This is a genomic window from uncultured Maricaulis sp. (assembly GCF_963975345.1).
In the GTDB taxonomy this organism is placed as follows: Bacteria; Pseudomonadota; Alphaproteobacteria; order Caulobacterales; family Maricaulaceae; genus Maricaulis.
The window spans coordinates 311,665-324,076 of record NZ_CAXBGE010000001.1 but is presented as its reverse complement, the minus strand read 5'-3'; the positions used below and the strand labels follow the sequence as shown (position 1 = coordinate 324,076).

The following is a 12,412-nucleotide window of genomic DNA, read 5'->3' as shown; positions in this document are numbered from 1 at the left end:
CAAGCACGCTGGCGGGTTACAAATAAGAAATGACTCTCCCAAGACAAGAGGAGAGCCATTTCATTACCCAAGTTCAATCACTTAAGATTGGCGTCGCAGATTCGCCTGCGCTGCAGCCAAGCGCGCAATTGGCACGCGATATGGCGAACAGGACACATAATCGAGCCCGACTTCTTCGCAGAATTCGATCGAGGCCGGATCGCCGCCATGTTCGCCGCAGATTCCCACTTTCAGATCGGGGCGGGTCTTGCGGCCCCGTTCGGCAGCGATGCGCACCAGCTCGCCGACGCCGTCGCGATCAATCGTCACGAAGGGATCTTTTTCGAGAATCCCCGCTTCAAGATAATCGCCGAGGAATTTGCTGGCATCATCGCGCGACAGGCCGAATGTGGTCTGGGTCAGATCATTGGTGCCGAAGGAGAAGAACTCCGCATCCTTGGCGATCTCGCCGGCCATCAGGCAGGCGCGCGGCAGTTCGATCATGGTGCCGATCAGGTATTTCGGTTTACCGCCGGTTTCCTCGGCCACGGCTTGCGCGACACCAGCGACCCGCGCCTTGAGAATGGAGAGCTCGGACACGGTTGCGACCAGCGGGATCATCACCTCGGCAAGCGGTTGAAAACCGGTTTCCTTTTCGACCGCGACCTGGGCTTCGAAAATCGCCCGTGCCTGCATTTCGTAGATTTCCGGGAAGGTGATGCCGAGACGGCAGCCGCGATGGCCAAGCATTGGATTGCTCTCGGCCAGATCGCGCGCGCGCACCATTAATTGCTCGGCAGGCAGGCCGGTCGCCTTGGCGACGTCCATCACATCTTCTTCCGTGTGCGGCAGGAATTCATGCAGCGGCGGGTCGAGCAGACGGATCGTGCAGGGCAGCTCGCCCATGATGCGGAAGATCTGCGCGAAATCATCGCGCTGCATCGGCAGGATCTTGTCGAGGGCGGTGACGCGGCCATCCTGGTCGTTCGACAGGATCATTTCGCGCACGGCGGCGATGCGGTCGGCATCGAAGAACATGTGTTCGGTCCGGCACAGGCCAATGCCTTCGGCGCCGAACTCGACGGCGGTCTGGCAATCCTGCGGCGTTTCGGCGTTGGCGCGCACTTTCATGCGCCGCGTCTTGTCGGCCCAGCCCATCAGGATGGCGAATTCGCCGGTCAGTTCCGGCTTGATCATCTTCGCTTCGCCGAACAGCACTTGGCCGTTGGAGCCGTCAATCGTCAGCATTTCGCCTTCATGGATGGTGCGGCGACCGACCGTGAACAGTTTTTTGGCGTAGTCGATCTTGATCTGGCCGGCACCGGAGACGCAAGGCCGTCCCATGCCGCGCGCAACCACGGCGGCGTGGCTGGTCATGCCGCCACGGGCGGTGACGATGCCTTCTGCCGCATGCATGCCATGAATGTCCTCGGGCGAGGTTTCGATGCGCACGAGGATGACTTTTTCGCCCGACTTGGCGCGCTCTTCGGCAACATCCGAATCGAACACGACGCTTCCCGTCGCAGCGCCCGGCGAAGCCGGAAGACCGGTGGTCAGCACATCGCGCTCGGCTTTCGGATCGAGCGTCGGGTGCAGCAATTGGTCGAGATGCGCCGGATCGATCCGCATCACTGCTTCGGATTCAGTGATCAGGCCTTCCTGGGCCATGTCGGTGGCGATACGCAGCGCCGCTTTGGCGGTGCGTTTGCCGGTTCGGGTCTGCAGCATCCAGAGCCGGCCACGTTCGACCGTGAACTCGATATCCTGCATGTCGCGATAATGGCGTTCCAGCTTGTCGAAGGCGGCGGAGAGTTCGGCATAGCTTTGCGGCATTGCCGCTTCCATCGACGGCGAGTGATCGCCCATGCGATCGCGCATTGCTTCAGTCAGGCATTGCGGCGTGCGGATGCCGGCGACGACGTCTTCGCCCTGGGCGTTGACGAGAAACTCGCCGTAATAGCCGCTATCGCCGGTCGAGGGGTCGCGCGTGAAGGCAACGCCGGTGGCGGAGGTCTCGCCCATATTGCCGAATACCATGGCCTGGACATTGACGGCCGTGCCCCAGCTGGCCGGAATGTCGTGCAGGCGGCGATAGGTCTTGGCGCGCTCGGTCATCCAGCTCATGAAGACGGCGCCGATCGCGCCCCAGAGCTGCTCACGCGGATCGGTCGGGAAAGGCCGGCCAAGGGCGGCAGCGGCGGCAGTCTTGTACTGGCCAACGATGTTTTCCCAGTCGTCGGCGCTCAAATCGGTATCGAGCGAATAATCGTTCTCATCCTTGAAGCCGTCGAGAATGTCTTCGAAAATCGCGTGATCCAGCCCCAGCACGACATCGGAATACATCTGGATGAAGCGGCGATAGCTGTCATAGGCAAAGCGGCGATCACCCGACAGCTCGGCCAAGCCGGCGGCGGTTTCGTCGTTGAGGCCGAGATTGAGCACGGTATCCATCATGCCCGGCATCGAGGCGCGGCCACCGGAGCGCACCGAGACCAGCAGCGGATTGGCCGGATCGCCCAGCACCTTGCCGGCGGTTGCTTCCAGCTTGGCCAGCGCGGTTTCGACCTGTTCGTCCAGATCAGCCGGGTAGTGACGCTTGTTCTCGTAATAAGCGGTGCAGACCTGGGTCGTCAGGGTGAAGCCTGGCGGCACCGGCAGGCCCAGCGTTGCCATCTCGGCCAGATTGGCGCCCTTGCCACCGAGGAGCTCACGCATTCCTGCCTCGCCCTCCGAATAGCCGGCACCGAACGCGTAAACCCACTTATTGCCTGCACTCATGACGTCAATCCCTGTTCAAGCATCGTCATCAACCATCAATCCGATTGAAATCAGCCACGGCACAGATCGCCGCCCGGATATCGGACAATAAAAGGAGTCTGTTGCGGCGCAACACGGGGTCGCCCACCACGTTCACCGTCACAGTCTCGAAAAACGCATCGATTGGCGCGCGGAGCAGAGCGAGCGCGGCCATCGCGGCGGTGAAATCTTCGGTATGCGCCGCAGCGATTCGCGCCCGCGCATCGGCCAGCGCAGAGATCAGCGCCCACTCCGGCGCTTGAGGCGGAGCAGCGAGATAGGCTGCGTCGGGCGCGCCATCATAACTCGTCCCGTCTTTTTTCTCTTCAGCCCGAAGAATATTCGCCGCCCGTTTGAAGCCAGCCAGCAGGGCCACACCGTCGTCTTCTCGTAGAAAGTTTTCCAGCGCGAAGCACTTCCGTGCCGAACGAACGAGATCGTCATCGCCGAGAGCAAAGACAGCGTCGATGACGTCGTGGCGCGTGCCATCATCGCTGAGGTGGACACTTAGTCGGTCGGCGAAAAACGCGAGAAGGTCAGCAACAATTTTGTCGAAGGCGGTGCCATACCGCTCAGTAAACCTTGAAATCTCAGCCAGCGCAAAAGAAGCGCTATCCTCATCGCCCTCAAGCATTGCGCGCTGCAGCTGCAAACGCAGTGACGACCAAGCTATCAAGGTGTCGAGCAGGGACCACGCCTTCGCCACATCTTCATCACTCACGTACTTACCATGAGCGATAGCGTTTCTGGTCTCCTTAGCGCCTATGTTGAGGTGCTTTGACAAACCAAAAACTAGTACGCTCCGATTGAGAAGCTCAAGCAAGCGGGCACGGCCGTCTCGGCTCACCTGCAATTGCAGCGAGTGGTCATCCTCGCCAAGCTTAATATCCCTAAATCTATCAATCAAATTATAGAGAAGGCTTGAGAGTAGTGGCCGTAACTGGATTCGAATGTTTGCCGGTTCGATCATGCGGATTACCCCCAGCGCCGCGCGCCTGAGCGCGAACGGATCCTTCGAACCGGTAGGCTTTTCGTCAATCGCCCAGAACCCGACCAGCGTATCGAGCTTGTCCGCCAGCGCAACGGCGACCGTTACCGGTGCGGTTGGCACGTCATCGGTCGGGCCTTGCGGTTTGTAGTGGTCCTTGATCGCGTCGGCGACGGCGGGGTCCTCGCCTTGGTCGAGCGCATAATAGCGCCCCATCGCGCCTTGCAGCTCGGGGAATTCATAGACCATTTCCGAAACCAGATCGGCCTTGGCGAGGCGGGCGGCCTTTTCGGCGAGGTCCGGATCGGCACCGACAATCGGCGCCAGTTCGCGCGCCAGCGCGGCGACACGTTCGACCTTGCCGGCGACGGTGCCGAGCTTTTCGTGGAAGGTGACCTTGGTCAGCTCCTTGGCCATCTCGTCGAGCGGCGTCTTGCGATCATTATCCCAGAAATGCCGCGCGTCAGACAGCCTTGCCGAAAGCACCCGGGCATTGCCCGCCGCGATGGCCTTGCCGCCATCCGGTGCCGCCTGGTTGGCGATGACGACGAAATTGGCCGCGAGCCCCGCTTCGCCCGGCTTGCGGACGGCGAAGTATTTCTGGTGGGTCTTCATCGTCAGGGTGATGACTTCGGGCGGCAGATCGAGGAAATCCGGGTCCATCTTGCCGAGCAGCGGCACCGGCCATTCGGCAAGGCCTGCGACTTCGTGAAGCAGGCCGGCATCCTCGACCAGTTCCAGACCGGCGTCCTGGCAAACCTTGCGCGCGCCAGCGAGAATGATCGCCTCGCGCTCTTCGCGCTGTTGCACGACATGGCCCTTTTCGCGCAGGATTTTGGTGTAGTGCGCGAAATCGGAGATCTCGAACGGGCCGGGGCCGTGGCGGCGATGGCCTTCGGTGATGTTGGAGGCGGCAATGCCGAACACCTCGAACGGCACGACGGCGCCATCAAACAGGCAGAGCAGACGATGCACCGGGCGCACCCAGCGCTGCAGCTTGTCGTCCTCGCCGAACTTCATTGATTTCGGCCAAGGGAATTCCTTCATCACCGCCGGGATCGCCTCGGCGACAACATCGACGGTCGCCCGGCCCGGCTTTTCGATGATCGCGACCCAGAACTGACCCTTCTTGTCGTCGCGCTTCTCGCAGCCATCGAGGCTGTCCAGCCCGGCGCCGCGCAGGAAGCCGGCAATCGCCTGCTGCGGCGCGTCGGTGCGCGGACCCTTGCGCTCTTCGCGAACATCATCGGTCTTCACCGGCAGGCCGGTGATGGCGAGGCCGAGGCGGCGCGGTCCCGCGAATGTCGTCAATGTCTCCCAGCCCAGTCCGGCAGCCTTGAGGCGTTCGCCCAACAGGCGCGCCAGATCGGCCTCGGCGCGCGCTTGCATGCGGGCGGGAATTTCTTCGCAGAAGATTTCAAACAGGAGTTCAGACATCAAACGCGTTCCGTTCAGGCGTGTTCTTGGGTGGACCAGCGTTCCATGAGAGCGAAATAGCCATCATCGGGCGCGTCTTCATAAATCAGGTCGTCATCATTGAACGTCATCCAGTCCTGGGCGCTACGCACCCAGATATGGCCGACGGGGCGCAGCTTGGCCCGATCATCGAGCGTGCCGGCCTTCAGCGACAGAGCCGGCTTGCCCTTGGTATCATGGGCGATGCGCGTGCCGCAGGCATCGCAGAACAGACCCATCTTGGCGGTCTTGCTTTTGGTCTCGACCTCGAAGGCCGTCGGCGCGCCCTTGAGGTAGCGAAAACCGTCGCGCTCGACCAGCATCGACATGCCGAAGGCGCTCGAGGATTGCTGCTGGCAGGCGGTGCAATGGCAGCAATACAGCGTCATCGGCTGTTTGGTGATCTCGAAGCGAATAGAGCCGCACTGACAGCCACCGCGCAGGGGCAGTTTCATGATGCACGCTCCACCAGGGCTCGCTCCGAGGCCACCCAGGCATCGGCGCAGCCCTTGGCCAGTTCGCGCACGCGGGCGATCCAGCTGGCGCGCTCGGCGACCGAAATCGCCCCGCGCGCATCGACCAGATTGAAAATGTGCGAGGCTTTGAGGCAGAAATCATAGGCCGGCAGCGGCAAGGGCTTGTCCAATACCAGCAGCGCCTTGCACTGATTGGCCGCGTCCTCGAACCAGCGTGTCAGCATGTCGACATCGGCATGCTCGAAATTGAAGGCGGAGAATTGCCGCTCGGCTTCCTGGAAAATATCGCCATAGCTCAGAGCTTCAGCCCCTTTGGCGCCGTTGAAGTCGAGGTCATAGACATTGTCGACGCCCTGGACATACATCGCCAGCCGCTCCAGCCCATAGGTCAGCTCGCCAGAGACGAGATCGACATCCTGGCCGCCCACCTGTTGGAAATAGGTGAACTGGCTGACTTCCATCCCGTCACACCAGACTTCCCAGCCGAGGCCCCAAGCGCCGACGGTCGGGTTTTCCCAATCATCTTCGACAAAGCGGACATCATGCAGATCGCGATCAATCCCGATCGCGTCGAGCGAACCGAGATAGAGCTCCTGCAAATCGGCCGGACAGGGCTTCAGCAGCACCTGGAACTGGTAATAATGCTGCAGCCGGTTGGGGTTTTCGCCATAGCGGCCATCGCCGGGACGGCGTGAAGGCTGGACATAGGCCGCTTTCCACGGCCGTGGGCCGAGCGAGCGCAGCGTCGTCGCCGGATGCAAAGTGCCCGCGCCAACCTCGACATCATAGGGCTGCAGAATGGCGCAGCCATGGCTGGCCCAATAGTGCTGCAGACGCAGGATGAGGTCCTGGAAGGACGGCGCTTTTTCGGCGGCCATGGCAATATTCCCGTCGGATCGGAAGTCGGGTTGAATTTGGCCGGACACTAGGCAAGCCGGGCGTCGTAATCAAGCCAGCGACAGCTGATCTTTTTGCGCTGCAACATTTGGGGAGTCCCGCTCAGACATCCATCGCGATCATCGCCTGTCCACGCAGGATGGCATCGGCCTCGGCGGTATGCGCGGCTTCGCCATCATCATGCAGCAGAAGCGGTGGCAAAATGACCAGCGGCGCTTTGCCGCCGAGCCGGGCGGTGACCAGCACCCGCTTGGCCGGGCGTTCGGCCCGCGGATGCACCGGCCGGATCGCGACCGAGCCGAAACGCGACGCCAGCGCCGCCAGGATATCGCCGAGCGCATCGGCGCGGTGGATCAGGGTCAGGCGGCCCTTCGGCTCGAGCACGCGGACAGCAGCGCCAATCCAGTCGGGCAGACGCGCATCGCCGGCCAGCCAGGCGCGCTGCTTCTCCGCCTTGGGCAGGCGCAGGGCCGTCGGATCGTCAAAATAGGGCGGATTGAAGAAGACCTGCGCGGCCTTGAGCGGGCCCAGCGGCTTTGCGATATCGCCCTGGCGCACCCTCACCCGTTCGCCGAGCCGATTGGCGGCAATATTCCCGGTCGCCAGCTCGACGGCCTGGGGATCGATCTCGATGCCGAGATAGCTGCAGGTGGGCATGCGTTGCGCCGCACACAGCAGCGCTGCGCCGGGTCCACAGCCGAACTCCACCAATAGCTCGCCCGGCTTGGCTGCGAGGCTGGCAGCGAGCAGCACCGCATCCATGCCGGCGCGATAGCCATGCGCCGACTGGCGCAATTGCACCCGGCCATCGAGCAGCCCGTCGAGCGTCGTCTCGCTCATTCGTCCTCCGGCAGGAGTTCGGCCAGCAGCCGCAAGGCTTCGACCTCATCCTCATCGAGCACCATCAGGCGGCGTTTGATGAAGGGCAGCCCGCCGCCATAGAGCGTCGACATGCCCTCATCGAGCACAATGCCCTCGATATCGGCATCGTTCAGCAGGCTCTGGGCGTAGGACAGCCGCACCGGATCATTGGTTTTCAGGACCTCTTTCATGCGGGGCACCAACTCCTGTGCTGAATTGCCACCGACATGGCCGCTTGCCGGACATGGCGGGGATTTCTATTGTCATCAGGTTTCTACCGGCTTCAAGGGAAACTCCCGGCGTGGACAGCATTGTGAGTGAAAAAGTGACGGCCTTGATGCCTGAACCGGCCGAGCGCAATGCCGCCGAGCGCCTCGCTGTGCTTGCCTTTGACGACATGCGCCGCGTCGACGCGTTGATCCTCGACCGGCTGCAGAGCCATGTGACGTTGATCCCCGAGCTGGCGCGCTATCTGATCGAAGCCGGCGGCAAACGCGTCCGGCCAATGATCACCATCGCCGCCGCCAACATGATTGGCTGCCGCGACGAGGCCCCGATCAAGCTCGCCGCTGCGGTTGAATTCATCCACACTGCGACCCTGCTGCATGACGATGTCGTCGATGAGAGCGGCATGCGGCGCGGCAAGGCCGCCGCCAATCTGGTCTGGGGCAATGCGTCGAGCGTGCTGGTCGGCGATTTCCTGTTTGCCCGCTCCTTCTCCCTGATGGTCGAAGCCGGCTCGATGAAAGCTCTCGGCGTGCTCTCCGCCGCCGCTTCAACGATTGCCGAAGGCGAAGTGCGCCAGCTCGCTGCGGTCAAGGATACCGGCGTCTCGGTCGAGACCTATCTGGAAATCATCGACGCCAAGACCGCCGCCCTGTTTGCCGCCGCCGCCCAAGTGGCCGGCATTGTCGCGGCCCGTCCAATCGTCGAGGAAAAGGCGCTGGAATCCTATGGCCGTGAGCTTGGCTTGGCTTTCCAGCTGGTCGATGATGCGCTCGATTATGATGGCGCTGCTGCCAAGCTGGGCAAATCGGTCGGCGATGATTTCCGCGAAGGCAAGGTCACCCTGCCGGTCGCGCTGTGCATCCTGTCGGCGGATAAGACCGAACGCGAATTCTGGGATCGGGTGATCGGCCGTCTCGACCAGCACGAGGGCGATTTCGAAACTGCACTCGATTGCATGCGCCGCCATGGTGCCCTCGAAGCCACCATCGAAGCCGCCCGCGCCCGCGCCGCCAAGGCGCGCGACGCTTTGTCGATCTTCCCGGCCAATCAATGGCGCCTGGCGCTGGAAGCCCTGGCCAGCTTCGTCGTCACCCGCGGCCACTGATTTTTCTGCCTATTGCGTCACGTCCTCGCCGGCTGCAGCGGCACGCCGGCGCACGATGCGGTGAAAGACTGTGAAGCCGGCGATGCCGATCACAAAGACGCCAATTTTCAACCCCGCCGGCCCCGCCGCGCCGATCAGCACCAGCGCGCCGCAAGCCAGGCTCAGCCCGGCCCAGATCGCCGCCACTCGGCGATGGCTCAGCCCGGTGCGGATCAACAACTGATAGGCATGCGCCCGGTGCGGTGCAAACAGGCGCCGCCCCGCCTTGGCGCGCGCCGCCATCGTCAACAAGACGTCGCCGAGCAGCGGCAGAATCAACAGCGGCGCCAGCCAGACGGTTCCGCTCGGCCCCAGCGCCGCCCAGCGCAGCGCCAGCCCCGCGAACAGGACCGAGGCCCCCAGCGCGCCGGCATCGCCGGCAAACAGGGTTCCGCGCGCCCGGATCAGCGGCACATTCCAGACCGCAAAACCCGCCAGAGCCGCGGCGAGGGCCAGGCTTGCCATCGCGACATCGTCGCCACCCGCCAATCCGAGCACGAGGCAGGCCGGGATCAGACAGGCCGCGATCAGCCCGTCCGAGCCATCCATGAAATTAACAGCATTCGAGCAGGTAAAGACCCATAGGCCAGTGCCAGCCAAACCGACAATCCACGGCAGGCTAACGACAAGTTCGCGAACAGGTCCGGCCATCGCTGCCAGGGCAAGGCTGATCGCCGCGAGAATGATGAATTTGAGCGCTTCGGGCAGGGTGAAAAGATCGTCGAGCAGACCCGTCACGCCAGCGATCCCGCCGCACAGGGCCAGCCCCGCCAGCATCGCACCGCTCGCCGGCGCCTGTTCTGGCATCAGCGCTAAAGCAATGAAAAATCCGGCTAATATCCCGATCCCCCCACCACGGGGCGTCGGCTTTTCATGGTTGGAACGTTGATTGGGTCGGTCAATAATTGCCGCCCTACGCATCACCCAGCCGAGCAGAAGCGCCGTCACGAAAGCCGCCAGCAGGGGCCAGATCTCAGACATGTCCGCCCTCCCCCAACTGCACCGGCATGATCATCCAGTCCGGCAATGCCGCCCGCAGCATCACCGCCGCCTGCTGCGCCTCGTCCAAGCTATTGTAAAGCCCGAAACAACTGGCTCCCGACCCCGACATTCGCACCAGGCTCGGCCGGCCCGTCGCAGCGAGCAATTCCAGGGTCCGGGCAATCTGTGGCACAGCACCAATCGCCGCCGCCTGCAAATCATTCGGCTCCGCTGCAAGCCAGTCAGACAAGGCCTCCAGCGCGGGCGCTGACTCGATCAGCGCCGCCGGATTGCCCTTGTCGAAGGCCTGGAAAACGGCAGCCGTCGAGACTGGAATTCCGGCATTGATGATCACCGCAAATAGCGGCGGCAGACCGTCAAGCAGTTCAATCCATTCACCAATTCCACGCATCCTGAGTGGGCGCGAATAGATACAGGCCGGCACATCGGCCCCCAGATTCAGCGCCAATTGCGCTAATTCTTCCACCGTCCATCCCAGCTGCCACAGCCGGTTGAGTGCCCGCAATGTCGCCGCCGCATCGGCCGAACCACCGCCCAGACCTGCCGAAACCGGGATCAGTTTTTCCAGATGAATCGCCGCCCCAACCCGCAGGCCCGCCGCAGCCTGCAAGGCCCGGGCAGCACGTAACACCAGATTGGCCCCCTCGCCCGCCAACGCCCGCGACGCCTCTCCGGACATAGTCAGCGTCAGACCGGGCGCCGGTTGAACGGTGATTGTGTCGCCCCAATCGGCAAACACCACCAGGCTGTCGAGCGGGTGATAGCCGTCTTGGCGCGCGCGGCCCACACGCAAGGTCAAATTGACCTTGGCCGCAGCGCGTTCGACGATTTCGCTGCCAGTCACGGACCTTCGACCTCGATCGGAACGGATTCGGCTGCAGGCACACCCGATTCCAGCCGCACCTCCAACCCGGCGCGCTCAGCATCATTGGGCTCGAGATCGAGCGTCCGGTGCCATTGGAAGCCGGCTTCAAGCTGGCGTCCGACCTGCCAATAGGCATCACCGAGATGATAGTTGATCGTCGCATTGCCGGGGTCGAGCGCAGCAGCGCGCTCCAGTTCGTTGACCGCGGCCTCGTAATGGCCGAGGCGGTAATGCGCCCAGCCGAGGCTGTCGACGATATTGCCTTGCTCGGGCTCCAGCTCGGCCGCCCGCGACACCATCTCGAAAGCGCGCGAGATATTGGCCCCGTGATCGATCCACAAATAGCCGAGATCGTTGAGGATTTGCGGCTCATTCGGCGCCACGTCGAGCGCTTCCAGATAAGCCGCCTCTGCAACCGACCAGTCCTCACTGTCGTAAAGACAGGCCGCGCGATAATAATAGTGCCGCCAATCATCCACCAAGCCCGCCGCATGACGGTCGACGATGACACTGCGATACAGCTCCGCAGCCTCGGGACACCGGTTCTGGACCCGAAGCAGATCAGCCAGGATCAAGCGGGCCTCAGTATTGCCGGTGCGATCAACCAGCTGCTGCGCCATCACGGTCGCTGTGTCCATCCGGGCCATCCGGGCCGTCAGCCAGATGCGGTCGATCTCGGAGGCGGTCTTGAACGGACCGTCCGGGACAGCGGCGTATTCGACCAGAGCCAGTTCTGGCAGGCTGATACGCTGCAAAGTCTCGCCCAGCATGACGCGGATTGCGGCATCATTCGGGTCGAGCCGTTGCAACATGCGCAGGTAGATAACCGCCATGTCCATCTGGGCCTGGGAGGCGAGGCTGGCTGCAGGGCCGAAGGCCGAACGGGCGGCGAATTGAGCAATTGTCGGGCGTCGCGCTGGGCGGCCGCCGGCCGTCACGCGATCAAGCGCCTGTTGGATGCTGGCATCGCGTGGATCGCCTTCCAGATAGGCTTGGTAGAGCGCGATGGCGTCGGCGGGACGCCGCTGTCGCTCAAGGAAATTTCCGTAGAGTTCGGTTGCCATGCGTGGGAAAGGCGAAGCGAAAACAGCCGCCTGGTAGGCACCATCGGCATCTTCGACGCGATCAGCGGCGTCGAACAACATGGCACGATGGATCGGAATGAAGGGGGACAGGAAGCCCGGCGATGACAGCGCTTCCGCCCCGGCCAGTGCTTGATCCACGGCACCGCTGCCGAGCAGAGCCCATTGCGTCCAGATCTGCGCCAGAAATGTGTTGAACGGGCCGAAGTCCGGCGCGCCATGCAAGGTGTCGAGCGCCTGTGCATAGCGTCGCTTGTCAATCTGATCCGCCGCGAGATAGAGGCTGGCCAGGCGGCTCGGATCGCCCTCTGCTGCGCTAGCCTCTGCCAACACGACGGAGCGATCCATTTCGCCAGCCAGAACGGCCGTGACATAGGCGCGATCCGTCAGAATAGCGTCGCCAGGCATGCGACGCAGCGCCTCGGCATAATAATCCGCCGCGCCCTGGGCATCGCGATTCACTCCGGCATGGCGGGCCGCCAGGAAGGCGCCATAGGCCGAACGGTCGTCATCGGGCACGGAGGCACAAGACACCATGGCGAAGACGGTGAGAAACAGGGGCAGGACGCGCAAGAGTTTGATCATGGCGTCATGCTCCTTCCTCGCGCGTCTGCGCGCAAGGCCTCAATACCGGTGGTG

General features: G+C 62.9%; 10 protein-coding genes. 1 reads left to right on the top strand and 9 read right to left on the bottom strand.

From position 1 onward, the window contains the following. Window positions 1-81: 81 nt before the first annotated feature. The 6 genes from ppdK to AAC029_RS01445 all read right to left on the bottom strand — a co-directional run bounded on the left by ppdK (window position 82) and on the right by AAC029_RS01445 (window position 7,643). Window positions 82-2,757, bottom strand: coding sequence for a pyruvate, phosphate dikinase (ppdK, locus tag AAC029_RS01470; RefSeq protein ID WP_339743193.1), 2,676 nt, complete (start codon window positions 2,755-2,757; stop codon window positions 82-84). 28 nt (window positions 2,758-2,785) lie between these two features. Further along, window positions 2,786-5,200 carry a glycine--tRNA ligase subunit beta gene (gene glyS / locus AAC029_RS01465; RefSeq protein WP_339743191.1) on the bottom strand — a complete coding sequence of 805 codons (2,415 nt, stop codon included), beginning with the start codon at window positions 5,198-5,200 and terminating at the stop codon, window positions 2,786-2,788. Window positions 5,201-5,214: 14 nt separating this feature from the next. Then, a complete protein-coding gene (locus tag AAC029_RS01460; protein WP_339743189.1) occupies window positions 5,215-5,673 on the bottom strand; it encodes a GFA family protein in 459 nt (152 codons plus the stop codon). Further along, window positions 5,670-6,572, bottom strand: a complete 903-nt coding sequence (locus AAC029_RS01455) for a glycine--tRNA ligase subunit alpha (protein ID WP_339743187.1) — start codon at window positions 6,570-6,572, stop codon at window positions 5,670-5,672. The genes AAC029_RS01460 and AAC029_RS01455 overlap by 4 nt, the downstream gene beginning before the upstream one ends. A gap of 121 nt (window positions 6,573-6,693) precedes the next feature. Then, the gene (locus AAC029_RS01450) at window positions 6,694-7,431 is read right to left on the bottom strand and encodes a methyltransferase (protein ID WP_339743185.1); all 738 of its coding nucleotides are present in this window, start codon (window positions 7,429-7,431) and stop codon (window positions 6,694-6,696) included. Further along, entirely contained in the window at window positions 7,428-7,643 is a 216-nt protein-coding gene (locus tag AAC029_RS01445) for a DUF2007 domain-containing protein (RefSeq protein ID WP_339743183.1), read from the bottom strand. Before AAC029_RS01445 ends, AAC029_RS01450 begins: the two co-directional genes overlap by 4 nt. Window positions 7,644-7,765: 122 nt before the next feature. Between AAC029_RS01445 and AAC029_RS01440 the strand changes: the two genes are divergently transcribed. Further along, the gene (locus AAC029_RS01440; RefSeq protein WP_339743181.1) at window positions 7,766-8,785 is read left to right on the top strand and encodes a polyprenyl synthetase family protein; all 1,020 of its coding nucleotides are present in this window, start codon (window positions 7,766-7,768) and stop codon (window positions 8,783-8,785) included. 9 nt (window positions 8,786-8,794) lie between these two features. On the opposite strand, the gene AAC029_RS01435 is transcribed toward AAC029_RS01440, so the two are convergent. Genes AAC029_RS01435 through AAC029_RS01425 form a run of 3 tightly spaced genes read right to left on the bottom strand, consistent with a single transcriptional unit; the run spans window position 8,795 to window position 12,358 of the window. Next, on the bottom strand, window positions 8,795-9,805 hold the full coding sequence (locus AAC029_RS01435; RefSeq protein ID WP_339743179.1) for a hypothetical protein: 1,011 nt from the start codon (window positions 9,803-9,805) through the stop codon (window positions 8,795-8,797). Next, window positions 9,798-10,670: a 4-(cytidine 5'-diphospho)-2-C-methyl-D-erythritol kinase gene (locus AAC029_RS01430; protein ID WP_339743177.1), complete on the bottom strand. Its 873-nt coding sequence runs from the start codon at window positions 10,668-10,670 to the stop codon at window positions 9,798-9,800. The genes AAC029_RS01435 and AAC029_RS01430 overlap by 8 nt, the downstream gene beginning before the upstream one ends. Further along, entirely contained in the window at window positions 10,667-12,358 is a 1,692-nt protein-coding gene (locus AAC029_RS01425) for a tetratricopeptide repeat protein (RefSeq protein WP_339743175.1), read from the bottom strand. The genes AAC029_RS01430 and AAC029_RS01425 overlap by 4 nt, the downstream gene beginning before the upstream one ends. Window positions 12,359-12,412: the final 54 nt, after the last annotated feature.

Excerpts from the sequence above, each read along its gene's own strand:
- ppdK (WP_339743193.1), bottom strand. The coding sequence starts at position 2,757 with ATGAGTGCAGGCAATAAGTGGGTTTACGCGTTCGGTGCCGGCTATTCG.
- AAC029_RS01435 (WP_339743179.1), bottom strand. The coding sequence starts at position 9,805 with ATGTCTGAGATCTGGCCCCTGCTGGCGGCTTTCGTGACGGCGCTTCTG.
- AAC029_RS01460 (WP_339743189.1), bottom strand. The coding sequence starts at position 5,673 with ATGAAACTGCCCCTGCGCGGTGGCTGTCAGTGCGGCTCTATTCGCTTC.
- glyS (WP_339743191.1), bottom strand. The coding sequence starts at position 5,200 with ATGTCTGAACTCCTGTTTGAAATCTTCTGCGAAGAAATTCCCGCCCGC.
- AAC029_RS01445 (WP_339743183.1), bottom strand. The coding sequence starts at position 7,643 with ATGAAAGAGGTCCTGAAAACCAATGATCCGGTGCGGCTGTCCTACGCC.
- AAC029_RS01455 (WP_339743187.1), bottom strand. The coding sequence starts at position 6,572 with ATGGCCGCCGAAAAAGCGCCGTCCTTCCAGGACCTCATCCTGCGTCTG.
- AAC029_RS01450 (WP_339743185.1), bottom strand. The coding sequence starts at position 7,431 with ATGAGCGAGACGACGCTCGACGGGCTGCTCGATGGCCGGGTGCAATTG.
- AAC029_RS01425 (WP_339743175.1), bottom strand. The coding sequence starts at position 12,358 with ATGATCAAACTCTTGCGCGTCCTGCCCCTGTTTCTCACCGTCTTCGCC.